Annotated in this window: 12 protein-coding genes, 6 pseudogenes and 1 other annotated feature; of the genes and pseudogenes, 5 read left to right on the top strand and 13 right to left on the bottom strand. The window is 69.3% G+C overall.

Going from position 1 to position 16,208, the window contains the following annotated elements; all coding sequences use genetic code 11:
* Nucleotides 1–127: 127 nt before the first annotated feature.
* The gene (locus DIZ27_RS36670) at nt 128–787 is read right to left on the bottom strand and encodes an HNH endonuclease family protein (RefSeq protein ID WP_109382749.1); all 660 of its coding nucleotides are present in this window, start codon (nt 785–787) and stop codon (nt 128–130) included.
* Nucleotides 788–1,082: 295 nt separating this feature from the next.
* On the opposite strand from DIZ27_RS36670, the gene DIZ27_RS36665 reads away from it, so the two are divergent.
* The 3 genes and pseudogenes from DIZ27_RS36665 to DIZ27_RS47855 form a co-directional block, all read left to right on the top strand.
* Entirely contained in the window at nt 1,083–1,292 is a 210-nt protein-coding gene (locus tag DIZ27_RS36665; protein ID WP_109382715.1) for a DUF6207 family protein, read from the top strand.
* Nucleotides 1,293–1,773: 481 nt separating this feature from the next.
* Complete coding sequence (locus DIZ27_RS46165; RefSeq protein WP_181383871.1) at nt 1,774–1,950, top strand: hypothetical protein; 177 nt, start codon at nt 1,774–1,776, stop codon at nt 1,948–1,950.
* Nucleotides 1,905–2,033: a sequence feature (AL1L pseudoknot), on the top strand. It overlaps the preceding gene by 46 nt.
* Nucleotides 1,974–2,552 (top strand): annotated as a pseudogene (locus DIZ27_RS47855) (IS3 family transposase); the annotation flags it as partial. It overlaps the preceding feature by 60 nt.
* Nucleotides 2,553–2,568: 16 nt before the next feature.
* Here the strand turns inward: DIZ27_RS47855 and DIZ27_RS36655 are convergent.
* From DIZ27_RS36655 to DIZ27_RS36645, 4 genes and pseudogenes are all read right to left on the bottom strand, one after another.
* Nucleotides 2,569–2,730, bottom strand: a pseudogene (locus tag DIZ27_RS36655) (IS30 family transposase); the annotation flags it as partial.
* 14 nt (nt 2,731–2,744) lie between these two features.
* A complete protein-coding gene (locus DIZ27_RS47850) occupies nt 2,745–3,476 on the bottom strand; it encodes a transposase (RefSeq protein WP_258308710.1) in 732 nt (243 codons plus the stop codon).
* Nucleotides 3,473–4,024, bottom strand: a complete 552-nt coding sequence (locus DIZ27_RS47845; protein ID WP_258308709.1) for an IS110 family transposase — start codon at nt 4,022–4,024, stop codon at nt 3,473–3,475. The genes DIZ27_RS47850 and DIZ27_RS47845 overlap by 4 nt, the downstream gene beginning before the upstream one ends.
* Before the next feature lie 167 nt (nt 4,025–4,191).
* Nucleotides 4,192–4,545: pseudogene (locus DIZ27_RS36645) on the bottom strand (IS30 family transposase); the annotation flags it as partial.
* Between DIZ27_RS36645 and DIZ27_RS36640 the strand changes: the two are divergent.
* Entirely contained in the window at nt 4,538–5,041 is a 504-nt protein-coding gene (locus DIZ27_RS36640; protein ID WP_309074949.1) for an IS30 family transposase, read from the top strand. The pseudogene DIZ27_RS36645 and the gene DIZ27_RS36640 sit on opposite strands and share 8 nt — an antisense overlap.
* Nucleotides 5,042–5,158: 117 nt before the next feature.
* On the opposite strand, the gene DIZ27_RS36635 is transcribed toward DIZ27_RS36640, so the two are convergent.
* Complete coding sequence (locus tag DIZ27_RS36635; protein ID WP_109382713.1) at nt 5,159–5,992, bottom strand: alpha/beta fold hydrolase; 834 nt, start codon at nt 5,990–5,992, stop codon at nt 5,159–5,161.
* A gap of 116 nt (nt 5,993–6,108) precedes the next feature.
* Between DIZ27_RS36635 and DIZ27_RS36630 the strand changes: the two are divergent.
* Nucleotides 6,109–6,705: pseudogene (locus DIZ27_RS36630) on the top strand (TetR/AcrR family transcriptional regulator); the annotation flags it as partial.
* A 5-nt stretch (nt 6,706–6,710) separates the two neighbouring features.
* On the opposite strand, the pseudogene DIZ27_RS36625 reads toward DIZ27_RS36630, so the two are convergent.
* The 7 genes and pseudogenes from DIZ27_RS36625 to DIZ27_RS48965 form a co-directional block, all read right to left on the bottom strand.
* A pseudogene (locus DIZ27_RS36625) lies at nt 6,711–7,541 on the bottom strand (Tn3 family transposase); the annotation flags it as partial.
* A gap of 224 nt (nt 7,542–7,765) precedes the next feature.
* Nucleotides 7,766–8,812 (bottom strand): acetylserotonin O-methyltransferase, encoded by a 1,047-nt coding sequence (locus tag DIZ27_RS36620; protein ID WP_258308707.1) that lies wholly within the window; start codon nt 8,810–8,812, stop codon nt 7,766–7,768.
* A gap of 172 nt (nt 8,813–8,984) precedes the next feature.
* A complete protein-coding gene (locus DIZ27_RS36615) occupies nt 8,985–10,049 on the bottom strand; it encodes a methyltransferase (RefSeq protein ID WP_109382712.1) in 1,065 nt (354 codons plus the stop codon).
* 167 nt (nt 10,050–10,216) lie between these two features.
* Nucleotides 10,217–11,272: a hypothetical protein gene (locus tag DIZ27_RS36610; RefSeq protein WP_109382711.1), complete on the bottom strand. Its 1,056-nt coding sequence runs from the start codon at nt 11,270–11,272 to the stop codon at nt 10,217–10,219.
* Between the two features lie 66 nt (nt 11,273–11,338).
* Nucleotides 11,339–11,941 (bottom strand): GPR1/FUN34/YaaH family transporter, encoded by a 603-nt coding sequence (locus DIZ27_RS36605; RefSeq protein WP_258308706.1) that lies wholly within the window; start codon nt 11,939–11,941, stop codon nt 11,339–11,341.
* A gap of 177 nt (nt 11,942–12,118) precedes the next feature.
* Complete coding sequence (locus DIZ27_RS36600; RefSeq protein ID WP_375232046.1) at nt 12,119–15,847, bottom strand: amino acid adenylation domain-containing protein; 3,729 nt, start codon at nt 15,845–15,847, stop codon at nt 12,119–12,121.
* A gap of 96 nt (nt 15,848–15,943) precedes the next feature.
* Nucleotides 15,944–16,204: pseudogene (locus DIZ27_RS48965) on the bottom strand (AMP-binding protein); the annotation flags it as partial.
* Nucleotides 16,205–16,208: the final 4 nt, after the last annotated feature.

Genomic DNA, 16,208 nt, shown 5'->3' with positions numbered 1-16,208 from the left:
CCAGGCGATCTTGGCCCAGTCATTCCCGCCGACGCGGGGGTGTTCCGACCCCGGAGTTCTCCCGCATGAACCCGAACACGTCCTCGTCCCGGGTGGCCGACGGCCAAGCCGCCGGCCACCCGGCGGGCTATGCGGCCGGCTCGTACGTCACGCTCTGGCCCGGGCAGCCGGCCGCCGTCTCGTGCAGGGCCGCTACCTCGGCTTCGTCGGCCGTCAAACTCCAGCGGAGTTTCGTGGCAACCCACTCGGCAACGTACCGGCAGTGCACCCCGGCAGCGGGCGGCAGCCACTCGGCGGGGTCCTGGTCGGCCTTGGACCGGTTCGAGCGGGCGGTGACGGCGACCAGGCTGGCGTCGGCGCCCTGGTCGTTGGCGTACGCCTCGCGGCGCTGCGCCGTCCACGCGGATGCGCCGCTGTCCCAGCTCTCCGCGAGGGGCACCATGTGGTCGATGTCCAGGCCGGAGGCCGACGTCACCCACACCTGGTCGTAGTAGGACCACCAGCGCCCGCCCGACAAGCGGCACCGGGGCCCGACCACAGGGGGCTCGACGGCCTCGGAGAGCAGGACCTCATTGCGCGTGTTGCAGCCGTCATCCGGGTTGGCGCCGGTGTTCCAGTGGCGGAAGGCGTCCCGGTCGTAGCCGTCCCGGGACTCGGTATCCACCGGCAGACGGGTGACGGCCTCGGCCAGCGGGAGCGTCTCCGCGGCGTGGGCGGGAGAGGGGAGCGTGAGAGGCAGGACGGCGAGGGAGGCGGCGGCCAGGCCGCGCAGCACGACGGTGAGCATGAGCCGTTGATAGCGGCCCACGGCGGGGCGCAATCAGCTGTTTGCCGAGTGCGCCGCCCGTGTGGGTGCAATGGTCGTACCGGAAACCGGGCGAAGCAGCCTGCCTGCAGCGCATCGCACCCAAGCACGTCCGTGCGCCCCGGCTACCTGGAGAGGAGCGGGCTGATCAGGGAGGGCCCAGTACGGCCGGGCGAGCAGGCTGCGGCAGGTCAGCACGCACGCCCCGCCGTACCCGGTCCGGGTGACACCGCCCAGACGGGAGAACTTCGGCGGGCGGCGGAGCGTCGTGTCGGGTATGAGGCCGATCAACGACGCGCATGTGGCAGAGCCGGGACTTGCGGTGGTGGAGGTCGCGGCCGCCGATGACGAGACCGCGTTCGCGGTCCAGGAGCTGCTCGCCACCCGGTGGGCGAGCGCGCTGGCGGACCGTACGACCCGTGAGCCGGGCGAGCCGGGTGTACGGCTGCGCTGCTTCCTGGACCTGCGGCAGCAGCCCGACACGTGATCTGCGAAGGCGTGTTCGCCTTCCTCGTGCGAGGGCGTAGCAGGCCGGACAACATCAGGGATTCCTGATGGCAGGGATCCGGCGTGACGTGGAAGGTGCCAGAGCCGATGCTGAGCACACCCGTACCCAAACCTGATCTGCGACCGGGCTGGGCCGGCGAGCCGAAGTGGGGCGGTTCCGGGCACTGTTCTCCGTCGACGCGGTCCGGGTAGTGCTGCGCCCGGTTCGTCGACAGTGGGCTGCTGGTCGACCTGAGCGCGAACCCCGACGGGACGCTGCTGAAGCGCTCCGGGTCTGTTGGAGGCTCGATTCCCTGAGAGAGGATCGAGTTCATGGCCCGTCCGTCCCCTTACCCTGCCGAGCTTCGTGAGCGTGCGGTGCGCATGGTCGCGGAGATCCGCCCCAACTACCCAACCGAGTGGGCCGCGATGAAGGCGGTCGCCGCGAAGCTGGGCATCGGTGCCGCCGAGACGGTGCGGACGTGGTCCGCAAGGCCGAGGTCGACACCGGCCGGCGTCCCGGGGTCACGTCGGAGGAGGCCGCGGAGATCAAGCGGCTGAAGGCGGAGAACGCCGAGCTACGGAGGGCCAACGAGATCCTCAAGGCGGCTTCGGCTTTCTTCGCGGCCGAGCTCGACCGGCCGTCGAAGCGCTCGTAGCGTTCATCGACGAGCACCGGCAGGTGTTCGGAGTCGAGCCGATCTGCAGAGTCCTCACCAGCCACGGACTGAAGATCGCGACGAGCACCTACTACGCAGCCAGGAAACGGGTGCCCAGTGCGCGGTCGGTGCGGGATGCGGAACTGAAGACGCAGATCAGCCGGGTCCACGCCGACAACTTCAGCGTCTACGGCGTGCGGAAGGTCTGGAGACAGCTGCACCGCGAGGGCATACCGGTGGCTCGCTGCACGGTCGCCCGGCTGATGCGCGACCTCGGTCTCCAGGGCGTCCGCCGGGGCCGGAGCATCCGCACCACCGTCCGGGACGACGGCCACGACAGGGCCGATGACCTGCTGCAACGTGACTTCACCGCATCTTGTCCGAATGAGCGGTGGGTCGCCGACTTCACCTACGTCTCGACCTGGTCCGGGATCATCTACGTCGCGTTCGTCGTCGACGTGTTTTCCCGGGCGATCGTCGGCTGGTCCGCAGCCACCAGCAAGCGGGCCAAGCTCGTCCTGGACGCCCTCGACATGGCGTTATGGCGTCGCGACCAGGCTGGCACCCCCGCCGGACCTGGGCTGATACATCACTCCGACGCCGGCAGCCAGGGCGGATTCAACCGGTTGTCGCAACACCGGCGTGCACCGATCGTAGATGATCGTCGAGGGCTTCCGCGGGTGTCTTCCACTCAAGGGTCTTACGGGGGCGGGAGTTGAGGACCGCGGCGATGGCGGACAGTTCGTCGACGCTCCATCGGGACAGGTCGGTGCCCTTGGGTGCCTCTGTGTTTGTCAAGCTGGTTGGTCTGGTGGCGTAGGCTCAGGTTTGATGGGTCCGGGAAGTGACTTGTCCGAAGAGTCGGCCGTCGGGGTTGAGCCGGCCGCGCTGGATGCTGTAGCCGCCCCCAGTTGTCCTCCCGGGCCCGTCGTCCCGGTGCGTCGGCGTTCGTCGCCGACCATCGTGCGCCAGACGTGATCAGCCAGGCGGCGTTTCAGGCAGCGTTGTGCTTCCCGAGCTGTCTTTCCTTCAGCGAGTTTTGCCTGGTAGTAGGTGTGGCCCCGGGTGCCCGGCATGCGGATCTGTGTGATGGCGACGGTGTGAAGTGCCGCATTGAGCTGGCGGTCGCCGCGCCTGGACAGGCGCTGGCGTGCGCGGTCGGCGCTGGCGATCTCGATGGGAGCGGTGCCGGCGTACTGGGCGAAGGCGCTGGCGGTCGGGAAGCGGGTGGGGTCCCCGGTCCGGCCCAGGAGACGAGCGGCGGTCACGGCTCCGATGCCAGGAGTATCGGTCAGCCGGCTTTCGGACTCCGCGACCAGCGCGGACATGGCTTTGGCGTTGTCCTTCAGCTTCACATCCCAGGTCCGGATCTCGGCGATCAGATCAGCGGCGAGGGTGTGGCGGGTGAGTTCGGCCGAACCCGCGGGGACCACCGTGTCCAGCAGCTGCTCGGCCTTGGCCGCGGACAGATCGCGCGGTGCCCCGCCGGGCAGGAGGGCCCGCAGCAGCGCGTGGAGCTGGTTCACCGCGCGGACCCTGGCCTGCGCGAGGTTGCGCGGACCCTGGCCTGCGCAAGGTTGCTGCGCCGTTCGTCCAGCAGCGCCAGTGCATCCGTGGAACTCTCGGGCTGCACCGGTCGTGCGTCGCCCTGGAGAGCGGCGACGCACGCTGCCGCGGCGGCATCGATGCGATCGTTCTTGCGGCCTGCGCCGCGCGAAAGCTGGCGGACGCGGGCAGTGGCGCTGGGCGCGACGTCAACGACCTGTTCTCCGCGGGCGAGCAGCCAGGACGTCAGGTGGTGCCCCAGGCCCCTGGCGTTCTCCACGGCCCATCGCCGCTCGGGCCACTGGCGGGCCCAGTCCAGCATCCGCTGGTACTCCGGAAGCGTCCCGTCGATGCGCATCGATGCGTGATCACGGTTGGTCTCGGGATCGACGGCCGTGGCCGTGTGGGTCGACTTGTGCGGATCGATGCCGATCAGCATCATCGGCGGTCCCCTCTTCTCGGACGTCGGGTCAGTGGAATCCGCGGCTGACATCCCGACTTCGAGAAACGTGGGGTGGCCGATGCTCATGCCTCTGTTGAGTCAAGCCGCGAACGGACACCGGGCAGGTCGACACACCCAAGGAGAGCCAGCCCTTGCGAGCGGCAGGAAGTACTCGAGTCAGCCTGCCCGATGTCCTGCGGCACGTTACGGGCGGCCAACCCGATCACGAACACCGCTACCCCCAATACAAGTCGGAAGTACTGGCGCAACAGCCCGTTAGTGTTCTCGTTCGTGGCCCGCTGCCAGGGAGCGTGCGGGTCCGCGAAGTAGACGGGCAGCCCGGTCTCGACCGTGAGCTGGGCGTGAGCGGCCAGCTCCTTGCCGCGGTCCCAGGTCAGTGACCGGCGGAGCTGGTCGGGCAGGGTGGTCATCGTGGTGGCCAGGGCGTCCTTCATAGCCACGGCGCCGTAGCCGCCCAGTGCGGGCCCGTTCTTGGTCGGTGGGACGGTGCCGTAGCCCTCGGCTCGTGGCAGGTGAACGAGCATGGTGTAGCGGGTCGTTCGTTCCACGAGCGTGCCGATCGCCGACCGGTTCAGCCCGATGATCAGTCGGGTAGCGGGGACGCAGCAATGCGTCCCCGCTACCCGACTCGTGATGGGCACCCGGCCCTCGGCGGTCGCCACGCTCGTCGAGCGCGCCAGCCGCTACACGGCCATCGTCGCGCTGCCGGACGGCATCAAGGCTGAGCAGGTCACTCCGCACCTCACCAGGAGTCTGCTCGGAATCCCGCCCCAACTACGGCGGACGCTCACCTGGGACCGGGGCCGGGAAATGGCCGAGCACCAAGCCATCACCGCCAAGACCGGGATGCCGGTATACCTCTGCAAGCCGCGGAGCCCATGGCAGCGCGGCACCAACGAGAACACCAACCGACTGCTTCGGCAGTACCTTCCCAAGGGCGCGGACCTCCGCACGTTCAGCCAGGCCGACCTGGACGCCATCGCCCATGAACTCAACCATCGTCCGCGCAAGACCCATGACTATCGCACTCCGGCAGAAATCTACGCTGACCTCCTGAACAGCGGTGATGCGTTGACCGCTTGAGTTCGCCATCGTTTGGCGACAGGCGGCAGGGTCGAGCCCTTCCGCCCGCGCCCACGGCCCTGGAGCTTCGGTACGGATATTGGCGCCGGTTACTGCTGCCCGTCCGGCGTCTGGGCCTCAGTCGGCAAGGAAGTCGAGGATCTCTTCGGTGACGGGCTCGGGCGCGTCCTCCATCACGAAGTGCCCAGCCCCGGGGATGACGGTGAGGCGGGCGCCAGGGATGTCCTCGGCGAGCTGCTGCGCGTAGGCCAAGGACTGCCACTGGTCGCATTCGCCCCAGAGGATACGGACCGGCATGGCCAGGGAGGCGAGCTGGTCGGTGATCTCTTCGGTGTACCGGGAGTCGTAGTGCCGCACCTGGTGCTCGAAGAAGGAAACGCGGCCCAGTGCCGACTGGTGGGGCGCCAGGTACGCCTTGAGGATGTCACCAGTCATCGTTGCCGCGCCGTCGGCCACCGTCATCTCCAGTTGCCGGGTGAGCAGGGCGTCGAACGCGTCCTGCGGCAGCTGCATGTGCTCCTCCAGCCGCTCGTCGATGATCTTCCGCCAGGTCTCGGAGGGCCAGGAGTCGTAGCTGACGGTGTCGATGATCATCAGCCGCCGTACCCGCTCGGGGCGGGCGATGGCGAACCGCTGACCGATGGCGCCGCCGATGTCGTGGGCGACGATGGTGGCCTGCTCGATACCCAGAGCATCGAGCAGGCCACCCAGCAGGTCCGTCTGGGCGGCGACCGAAGTGTCACGGTCCACCGGACGCTCGGAGCGCCCGTAGCCCGGCAAGTCATAGGTGATGGCGCGGTGGCCGGCGGCCTCAACATGCGGCACGACGTTCCGCCACTCGTACGAGTACGAGGGCGTGCCATGGATGAATACCACCGGCTCGCCCTCACCGCAGTCGCGGTAGGAGATACGGACCCCGTCGACGATCAGGTCACTGGGCAGGAAGTGCATGCGGTCGGCTCCCGACTGTGTAGATCCGCCCCTCAGGTAAACTGTACAGGTCTGTTCATTTAACGTGGATGGCGCCACAGTGGAACTGTCTGTCCATCGCTACCGGGAAGTGTGGGATGAGCGAGAGCAAGGCGGGAGCGGCCGCGGCCGGCAGACGACGGCCGGCCCGGGAGCGTCTGCTGGTGACCGCCGCACGCCGCTTCTATGCCGACGGTGTAACGGCCACCGGGATCGACACGATCATCGCCGAGGCCGGCGTCGCCAAAACAAGCCTGTACAACAACTTCTCCTCCAAGGCTGAGCTGGTCAGGGCCTATCTCGACACCCGGCATGAGGAGTGGCTCGCGACGTACCGCACACGGCTGGAGGGGACGGCGGGCCCTCGAGAGGCGGTCCTGGCCGTCTTCGACACCTACGCCGATTGTGCGGAGGCCGCCCGGGAGACCGGTTTCCGTGGCTGCGGTCTGCTCAACGCGGCGGCCGAGCTGCCTGCCGGGGACGCCGGGCGTGACGTCGTACGCCGCCACAAGGAGACGGTCGAGGAACTGATCGTCGGCCACCTCGGGCAGCTGCTGCCCGAGCGCCCCGAGGAGGCCAGCGCGCTGGCGGAGCACTTGTCCTTCCTGCTGGAGGGCGCGATGGCGCGGGCCGGCCTGGAGGGCGACGGCAGCCGGCTGGTGCATGCTCGCACGCTGGCAGCGGCGCTGCTGGATGGGACCTACTCCCGTCCGCTCCCGTCGTCGTCCTCGTCCAGCTCCGGCGCATCGGGGTCACGCAGCGGGCGCAGGACACCGGCGGCCGGGGTAGAGGCGGCGAAGCTGTAGCGGCCGAGCAGGTTCAGATTGCGGTGCTTGAGCGGGGAGAGCCGGGCGATGTCCTCGTCTTGGATCTCGTGGCCCTCGGCCTTCAACTGGGCGACGGCGGCGTCGATGTACCGGGTTGTCCAGAGCACGATGGCGTTGAGGACCAGGCCGAGCGCGCCGAGCTGGTCCTCCATCCCGTTCCGGTACGCCTGGTGGATGGTGCCGCGCTTGCCGTGGCACACGTCCCTCGCGAGCTTGTGGCGGGACTCCTACACGGTGAGCTGCCGGTTCATCTGCCGCCGGTAGGTGTCGTCCACCGGATCGACCACCCGCAGCAGGTGCTCGGTCTTCGCGATCCGCCCGTACTCCGCGAACGCCGCCCCGAGCGGCGTCGGGCGTCCGTCGCGTCCGAACATCCGCAGCAGGTCGTAGGCGCGGACCTGGTTGGTGACCAGGGAACCGGCGACCTTCAGCATGTCCGGCCAGTGCGTGATCACCTTGTTCAGGTTCACGCGGTTGCGGGCCAGGTCCTCCACCGCGCCGTACGTGCCGGTCTGGACGCCGGGCATCGTGGCCCGCCAGAACCGCTGGTCGTCCAGGTCGCGGAATCGCGGGCTGAAGTTGTAGCCGAGGATCTTGAACAGGCCGAACACCATGTCGGAGTACGAGGCGTTGTCGGTCGCCACCATCTCCGGCTTCACCCCGCCGTCCAGGTTCAGCAGCGCGTCCAGGATGTGCAAGGAGTCGTAAGGCGAGGACACCCAGGGCTGTCCATTCGCGTTTCCCGGCACGGGCGGGCGGGGCGGCGGTCGGGTCGTGAGTCATGAGGGAGTGCCTATCCAGCGATGAAAAGGGTGAGGGACCCATCTGAATGGCCCAGGGCCGCCCCGGCAGCGGTTTTCGGCCTCGACGAGACGACGCAGCGCGGCACACCGGGCCGAGGTCCGGGCGGGGCGGTGTGCGGGGGCGGTCAGGTGGTGCGCCGCCGGGCCGTGATGACGCCCATGCCGCTGGGCAGCACCCTGGTCTCCTCCGGTTCCAGTCCGGCGGCCGTGAGCAGCGCGGTGAACTCCGCGCCGGTGCGCTCCTGGCCGCCGGCCGCTCCGAAGAGGGAGAGCATGTAGAGGTCCATGAGGGCGGGGAGCCGGTGGCGTCCGCCCCGGTCGTCGGCGGCGGCGTCGGTGAGCAGGTCGATCACCATGAGGCGTCCGTGCTCGGGCATGGCGGCGGCGCAGGTACGCAGGATGGAGACAGCGCTGTCGTCACCCCAGTCGTGCAGGATGTGGCTGAGGATGTAGAGGTCCGCGCCGGGTGTGACGCTGTCGAAGAAGTCGCCGACGACGGCGATGCAGCGGTCGGTGAGGCCCCCTTCCACGATGCGCTTCTCGGCGAGCTGCACGGTGCCGGGCAGGTCGATGACGCTGCCGGTGCTGCCCGGAGTACGGTGCAGCAGTTCGCACATCAGGTGGCCGTTGCCGCCGCCGACGTCCACGATCGTCGGGTACCGGTCGAAGGAGACCGCGTCGAAGATCTCGTCCAGTTCCAGTCGCAGTCCGGCCTCCTGGGACCGGTCGAACACCTCGCGCCGCTCCGGCCGCCGCTCCAGGTGCTCGAAGAGGGCGCAGCCGTGGAGCAGGGTGAACGCCGAGTCGCCCGTCCGGACGGAGTACCCGAACTGCTCCCAGGTACGGCCGACTTCACCGGCAAGCAGCAGGGCGCTGGGGCGTGCCGTCCCGGGGGTGTCGGGCAGCAGGGTGGCGCCGAGGCGGGTCAGCGCGAAGGTGCCGTCGGGCTCTTCGGTGAACACGTCGAAGGGGACGAGTGCGCGGAGCAGCCGGCGCAGGGCGAGGGGGTGGGCCTCCACGTCGCCGGCGAGGTCCTCGGCCGAGCGGGGGCCGCCGGCCAGTGCCTCCGGCAGACCGAGCTCCACCGCTGTGCACAGCGCCTTGGAGACGAGCTGACCGTAGAGCAGCATGCGCATCCGCGCCGCGTCGTCCCGGAGTTGTGGGTGGAGCATGCGGTCCCCTTCTGGTGCGTCTACTCGTGCGTCTTCCAGTACGGCTTCTTGTGCGTCGCGTTACGCCGGTGTGGCGGGCCCGTGACGGTCGGTGGTGCTCGCCGGGCGGGGTGCCGCCGGGCCGCCGTGGCGGCCGGCCCGGTGGCATCCGTGTGCGTGGCCCCGGCGGGGCCTACTTGGTGGCGACGATGACGCCGTGCGGGGTCCAGCCCGAGAAGGGGATGCGCTTGATGGTGCTGAACCCGACTTCGCGCAGGCACCGCTCGTGCGTCGCCCAGGAGTAGATCATGCCGCCCTCAGCGGGCAGCGCGGCGAAGTAGACGCTGTCGAGGGCGGCGACGACGGGGCCGTCCCCCTCGTCGTTGGACATGGAGTTGAAGATGACCAGTTGACCGCCTTCGGGCAGGACCTCGTAGGCGCGGCGCAGCAGTTCGGTGTTCTCCTCCGGCGTCCAGATGACCAGCTGGTGGGCGAACATCACCACGTCACAGCCGGTGGGCAGCGGGTCGGCGAACATGTCGCCGGTGATGACGGAGACCTGGTCGCCGACTCCGGCCTGGGCGATCTTCTTCTCGGCGATGCTGCCGGACGCCGGGATCTCGAAGACGGTGACCTTGAGGTCCGGGTTGGCCTGGGCGAGGGCGATGGCGTTGACGGCGTCGCCGCCGCCGCAGTCCAGCAGGTGCCGTCGGCCGGACAGGTCGAGCTCCTGGACCAGGTGCTTGTTGGCCAGTTCGGACCAGGAGCGCATGTAGCGGTAGAAGACCTGCTCCATGTGCGGGTTCTCGGCGAGCCGGTGGTAGAGGTCACGGCCGGAGCCACGGACCCGGCGCAGACCGACGTTGCGGTTCTCGCGGAGCGAGTCGGTGAAGTCGAGCTGGCCCTCGTACACGATGTACTGCTCGAAGGCGACGGTGTCCACGAAGCGCTGCCAGTCGCCCTCGTCCATGAGGTCCTTGATGACCCCGGCCAGTCGGTACCGTCCGTCCCGCTTGACGAGGATGCCGAGCGAGGTGCAGCCCAGGAGCAGGATGTCGACGGCGCGGTCCTGGAGGGAGAGCGCGTCGCGGATCTCGTCCCGGGTCAGCTCCTGCTTCTCGGCCACCAGGTCCGGGAGGCCCAGTTCACAGGCCGCGTTCAGGTACTGGAAGGCTGCATGCCCGAAGAGGATCCGGGACAGGCCGTCCATGTCGAGCTCGACGGGCCCGCCGTTCTGGGTGGATGCGGTCTGGGTCATGAGTGCCCTGCCTCTCGGATGTGAGTGAGTTCCCACCGGATGCCGGCGGGTGGACCGGTGGCCCGGTGTGACATGGGGAGGGGATGCTCGCAAGGTGCTCGCGGTCGTCCGTGCGGAGCGACAGCGGAGCGCGACGTGCCTGCCGCCGAACGGCCGTGCGCGGGCGGTCAGTTGCGGCGGTCGGGGTGCGGGGCTGCGGGCAGGGTGCCCACCCGCAGCCGGCGGAACTGCTCGATGACGCCGACCGCAGGCCGGTGGGATCTGCTGGTCGCGAGAAGACTCGGTGACTGGTTGCCGACGAAGTTCCCGCACACGCCCTTGTGCGACTCGTACGTGGCGTCGAGCGCGGTCCGGAAGTCGCTCAGGGTGGCGGGGCGGCGCTCCGCCAGCCAGGACCAGGCCTCGCCCGACGCGGTCAGCGCGGCCACCAGCGCCTCGTGGTCCCGCCAGCGCAACCCGCTCATCTGCGGGGGCGCCACCGGCGGCATGAGGGTGGGCCTGATCTCCGACCGGTACTGGTCGGGGTTGGCGTCTCCGGCGAACTGGAGGGCGGCGCGGCAGGCCCGCATGACCCGGGAGGCCACTTCGGCCGCCGTGGCGGCGGCCTCCTCTTCGCCGGCCTCGGCCGCCGCCGTGAGACTGTTCACGGCGACGGTGCCGCCTTGGGCGAGCACCATGAAGACATGGTGGCCGCGCACCCAGCGTCGGAGCCCATCGAGGGGTTCGAGTTTCCCCGACGGCAGGCAGCCGGGCACCGGCAACGGCGCAGGAAGCCGGGTGGGATCGGTCGGCCACCGCACCAGGGTGTCGAAACCCGCGACCAGGTCGTACCACGCGGTTTCGTCCAGGCCGGTGCCCCGTTCCTCGGCGATCTCGAGGATGCCGAGGTGGGCGTTGAGCGCCGCCGCGACGAACAGGGTGAGCGGGTCACCGTGGTGCCGTTCTATGCCGAACGCCAGGTCGTTGTGGCGGTTCGGCCGGGACTCCCCAGGATCGTCCACGACGAGGGTGCTGGGCACCGGGCCGAGAGCAGCGCGAGCGGTCCGTACGGCGGCGAGCATGTCGGCGAGACCGGTCCGGTGCGCCGGGTCGGCCACCTTGCCGGCCAGTCCGGCGAGGGCGTAGGGGGCCGCCGCCGCGACGGCTCGGGCGTCGCCCGGCAGGTCTTCCGGGCGCGGCATGGGGAAGGGGACGGTGGCGACCTGGGGCAGGTAGTCGGTCATCGTTCCTCCTTTACGTGTGCGGTGGGGCCGGCAGGAAACCTTGGGCGGCACCGTGGGGCGGTCCGTTCAGCGGCTCTTGATCAGCGGCTTGCCGAGGGGGAGGTTCTTCGCGCCGGTCGCCCTGTGCATAAAGCTCGCGAAGATGTACATGCCGACCGCGATGAAGAGGAACATCGTCGTGATACCGACGTAGATCAGCCAGGGGTCGCTGGGCTTCAACGGGTTGTTGACGGTCTGGTCGATCGCCTGCTCGATCGAGCCGAACAGCACGAGCAGCGTCGCGGACACGACGACGAAGAGCAGCGTGAAGACGCTCGGCAGGCGCAGGGTGGTCAGCGTGAGCAGGATGATCACGATGGCCCAGACCGGGACGAAGTTGGCGGTGGCCTGGCGTTGTTCGATGTTCTCGAACTGTCCCATCCAGTTGTTGTTCAGGGCGAGGCTGAGGATGGAGAAGCTGAGCCAGAACGTCCCGAAGAGGCCGTACACCGCCGCGAACACCCCGTCGCCCAGGCGCATCGCCCAGACCGAGGCCATCAGCAGCATGATGGTGCTGGCGAACACCATGATGGGTAGCGAGGCCACCAGGGAGTTGGCGGGAACGCTGACGTCCTTCAGGTAGAAGGCGAGCGAGATAGAGCCCAGCAGGAAGCCTCCGAAGCCCAGCATGGCGGGCTCGTTGGCTCGGGGGCCCGTCGGACAGGTCCGGTACGGGCGCGGGCGGCTTCGCCGTGTGAGCGGTGTCGGCGACGGGCGCCGGGGGTACGTTGAGCGTCTTCTCTTCCTGTTTTATCGCTGTCTCCTGTTCTTGTAGGGGGACGGAGGAGGGGGGGAAGGGGGCGGATGTCACCCCGCGGTCGTGCCGCCCTTGACGCGCCGGATGCGCTGGATGCGGGCGGGGCCGGCCGGCCAGCCCGCCGGATCGGGCAACAGGCGGGCCAGGTCGGCGAGTACGGAGTTCTCGAAGACGAGGTGGAGGGGTATCTCGGCGCCCGTGAGCGTCGTCAGTCGACTGACGACCCGGGTGGCGAGGAGGGAGTGGCCGCCGAGGGCGAAGAAGTCGTCGTCTGCGCCGATCTCAGTGACGTCGAGGAGTTCGCTCCAGATCCGGGCGATCAGTTTCTCGGCCGGCCCGGACGGAGGGCGGAAGGAGTAGCGGTCTGCGCCGGGTTCGCGGTCGGGGAGAGCGGAGCGGTCGATCTTGCCGTTGGGGAGGAGGGGAAACTCCTCGAGGCTGACAAGGGCCGAGGGGACCATGAAGTCGGGGAGCCAGGTACGTGCGTGGGAGGGCAGGTCGGAGGGGACGTAACCGGCGGCCTCGTGGGGGATGATGTAGGCGACCAGGCGCAGTGAGCCGGTCGTGTCCGGGCGGGCGACGACCACCGCCTCGGAGACGTGCGGGTGGCGACGCAGGACTTCCTCGACCTCGCCGAGTTCGACGCGGTGGCCTCGGATCTTCACCTGCCCGTCGGCCCGGCCCAGATACTCCAGCTGCCCGTCAGGACGCCACCGCACGAGATCTCCCGTGCGGTACATCCGGGACCCGTCCGCGGAAAACGGATCGGGAAGATACCGCTCCGCCGTCAGCGCGGGCCGGGCATGGTATCCACGGGTGACACCGGCTCCCGACAGGTACAGCTCACCCACCGCGCCCACAACCACCGGCCGCAAACTGCCATCCAGGACATGGACCCGCGTCCCGTCGACAGGCCGGCCGATCGGCGTCCTCGCATCACCTGCAACGGTGACCGCGTGCGTCGAGTAGGTGGTGTCCTCGCTCGGCCCGTACAAGTTGTTGACCACACCGATCACCGGGTGCGCGTACAACTCCGCCACCAGACCCGGCGCCAACGGCTCGCCAGCAAGGTTCACCGTCCGCGCCCGGGGAGGTATCGCACCCGCCGCCAGCAGCTCACGAGCCACCGACGGAACCGTGTTCACCAACGTCACATCCGCGTACCGGCCTGGATGCGCGATCAGATCCAGCGCGTTGTCGGGGACGAGATGGACTGTCCCGCCGACCGACAGCGGGGCGAAGATCTCGAACACGGACAGGTCGAACGACACCGACGTCGCAGCCAGCGTCTGCGCCAACTCCCCACCCGCAAACACCCGGCCCGCCCACGAGAGCATCGCCACCACCTGCGAATGCTCGATCATCACTCCCTTCGGGCGACCCGTGGATCCCGACGTGTAAATCACATACGCCACATCCGAACCGTCACCCACCACCGGCACCCGGTCCGTGCGGCCCCCGTCCGGGAAGTCCTCCACCGACCTCAAGACCAGCGAGACACCCGAGTCCTCGACCATGAAGTCGACACGCTCGTCCGGATAACCCGGGTCCATGGGCACATAACCCGCACCCGACTTCAGCACACCCAGTAAGGCGACCACCAGGTCCACCGACCTGGGCAACAACACACCCACCACGTCGCCCGGCCCCACCCCCGCACCACGCAAACCCCACGCCAGCCGGTTCGCCCGCTCCTCCAATTCCCCGAACGACAACACCTCACCCGCACAACGCACCGCCACACCCGCACCACCCAGACGGTCAACCACCCCCTCCACCAGCTCCTCCACCCGGCCCGCCACCCCACCTGCCAGCGACGCACCCGCCGACACCGCACCCATCCACTCGCGCTCCCCCACCGACCGCACATCCACCTCAGCGACAGTCAGTGTGGGACCGTCGGCCAGGGCGTGGACCGCGGTGGCGAGCCGGTCCGCGATGAGCTGTGCGGTGGAGCGCTCAAACAAGTCGGTGTTGAAGAGCAGGTGTCCGGTGACTCGGCCGTCGCGTTCCTCCGCCTGGACGACCAGGTCGTAAGGAGTGGTGCGGAACGGAACGGGAGCCGGGCTCATCTCCAGGCCGGCCAGTTCGTAACGGGGCGGCGTCCCGTTGACGGCCAGCAGCACCTGGAACAGCGGGCCGCGCTCGCCGTGGGGGCGTGCTCCGCGGAGCAGTTCTTCGAGGGGGATGCGCGGGTGGGCGCGGACGTCGTCCACGAGTGCCCGGGTCGCGTCCAGGGTCTCGGCGAGTGTGGCATCCGGATGCGGGCGCAGATGGAGCGGCAGCGTGTCGACGAGGTAGCCGACGACCCCGGCCGTGTCCGGGTGGTCGCGGCCGGCGACTGGAATGCCGAGGGTCACGTCGTACCGGTCCGTGAGCTTGACGAGGACGACGGCAAGGGCTGTCGCGAGGACGGTGAACGACGTGGTCGCCGCCTTCCGTGCCGCGCCGGCCAGTGCTACCTGCGAAAGGTTCAGCGGGACCGCCTCGCCTCGGAAGGTCTGCCGAGGGGGGCGAGGCCGGTCGGTCGGCAGGCTGGCCGAGGTAGTACCCGTCAGGTGGGACCGCCAGAACTCCGCGTTCTCCGATGCCGTTTCGCGCTGCCAGGCTGCTGCTTCGGCGTACTGGACGGGCGCCGGCGAGACGGCTTCGCTGCCGGGGGCGTGCAGGAGTGCGGCGTAACTCTGGGCGATCTCACGGAGGATGATGTCGAGGGACCAACCGTCGGCGATGGCGTGATGCAGGCTCACGACGACGACGTGGTGCTCGGGCCCGGCGCTGACGAGCGTGACGTGCCAGAGGGGGCCGCCGGAGAGGTCGAAGGCCCGCCGGGTCTCGGCGTCGATCACCGCTTCCCAGTCGGCGGTGGTGGTTCGGAACAGCGGCACTTCGGGATCGGGTGCCACCACCTGGCGAAGCTCGCCGTCGATCTGGCCCAGCGAGGTACGCAAGCTCTCATGGCGGCGCGCGAGGTGATGGAGGGCGGTGACCAAGGCGTCCTCGTTCAACGGCCCGTGGAGGTGGACGGCGCCCCTGATGTGGTAGGCGAGGTTGGCCTCCGGGTCCAGCACGCACTGGACCCACAGGCGTTCCTGACCGGGCGATGTCGGCAGCACGAGTGTGCCGTCCGGTTCCGGGACGCGGTCGAGCGGGGTGATCGGTGGTGTACGCCCTTGCTCCGTGCCATCGGGGAGGTGGGCGGCGAGGTCGGTGAGGATGGGGTGTTCGAAGACGAGGTGGAGCGGTATGTGGGCGCCGAGGGCCTCGCCGAGCCGGTGGGTGAGCCGGGTGGCGAGGAGGGAGTGGCCGCCGAGGGCGAAGAAGTCGTCGTCTGCGCCGATCTCAGTGACGTCGAGGAGTTCGCTCCAGATCCGGGCGATCAGTTTCTCGGCCGGCCCGGACGGAGGGCGGAAGGAGTAGCGGTCTGCGCCGGGTTCGCGGTCGGGGAGAGCGGAGCGGTCGATCTTGCCGTTGGGGAGGAGGGGAAACTCCTCGAGGCTGACAAGGGCCGAGGGGACCATGAAGTCGGGGAGCCAGGTACGTGCGTGGGAGGGCAGGTCGGAGGGGACGTAACCGGCGGCCTCGTGGGGGATGATGTAGGCGACCAGGCGCAGTGAGCCGGTCGTGTCCGGGCGGGCGACGACCACCGCCTCGGAGACGTGCGGGTGGCGACGCAGGACTTCCTCGACCTCGCCGAGTTCGACGCGGTGGCCTCGGATCTTCACCTGCCCGTCGGCCCGGCCCAGATACTCCAGCTGCCCGTCAGGACGCCACCGCACGAGATCTCCCGTGCGGTACATCCGGGACCCGTCCGCGGAAAACGGATCGGGAAGATACCGCTCCGCCGTCAGCGCGGGCCGGGCATGGTATCCACGGGTGACACCGGCTCCCGACAGGTACAGCTCACCCACCGCGCCCACAACCACCGGCCGCAAACTGCCATCCAGGACATGGACCCGCGTCCCGTCGACAGGCCGGCCGATCGGCGTCCTCGCATCACCTGCAACGGTGACCGCGTGCGTCGAGTAGGTGGTGTCCTCGCTCGGCCCGTACAAGTTGTTGACCACACCGATCACCGGGTGCGCGTACAACTCCGCCACCAGACCCGGCGCCAACGGCTCGCCAGCAAGGTTCACCGKC

It is taken from the genome of Streptomyces sp. NWU339 (genome assembly GCF_003143855.1).
In the GTDB taxonomy this organism is placed as follows: Bacteria; Actinomycetota; Actinomycetes; order Streptomycetales; family Streptomycetaceae; genus Streptomyces.
Note: the sequence above shows the minus strand (reverse complement) of the source record. Positions and strands in the feature narration are given on the sequence as shown.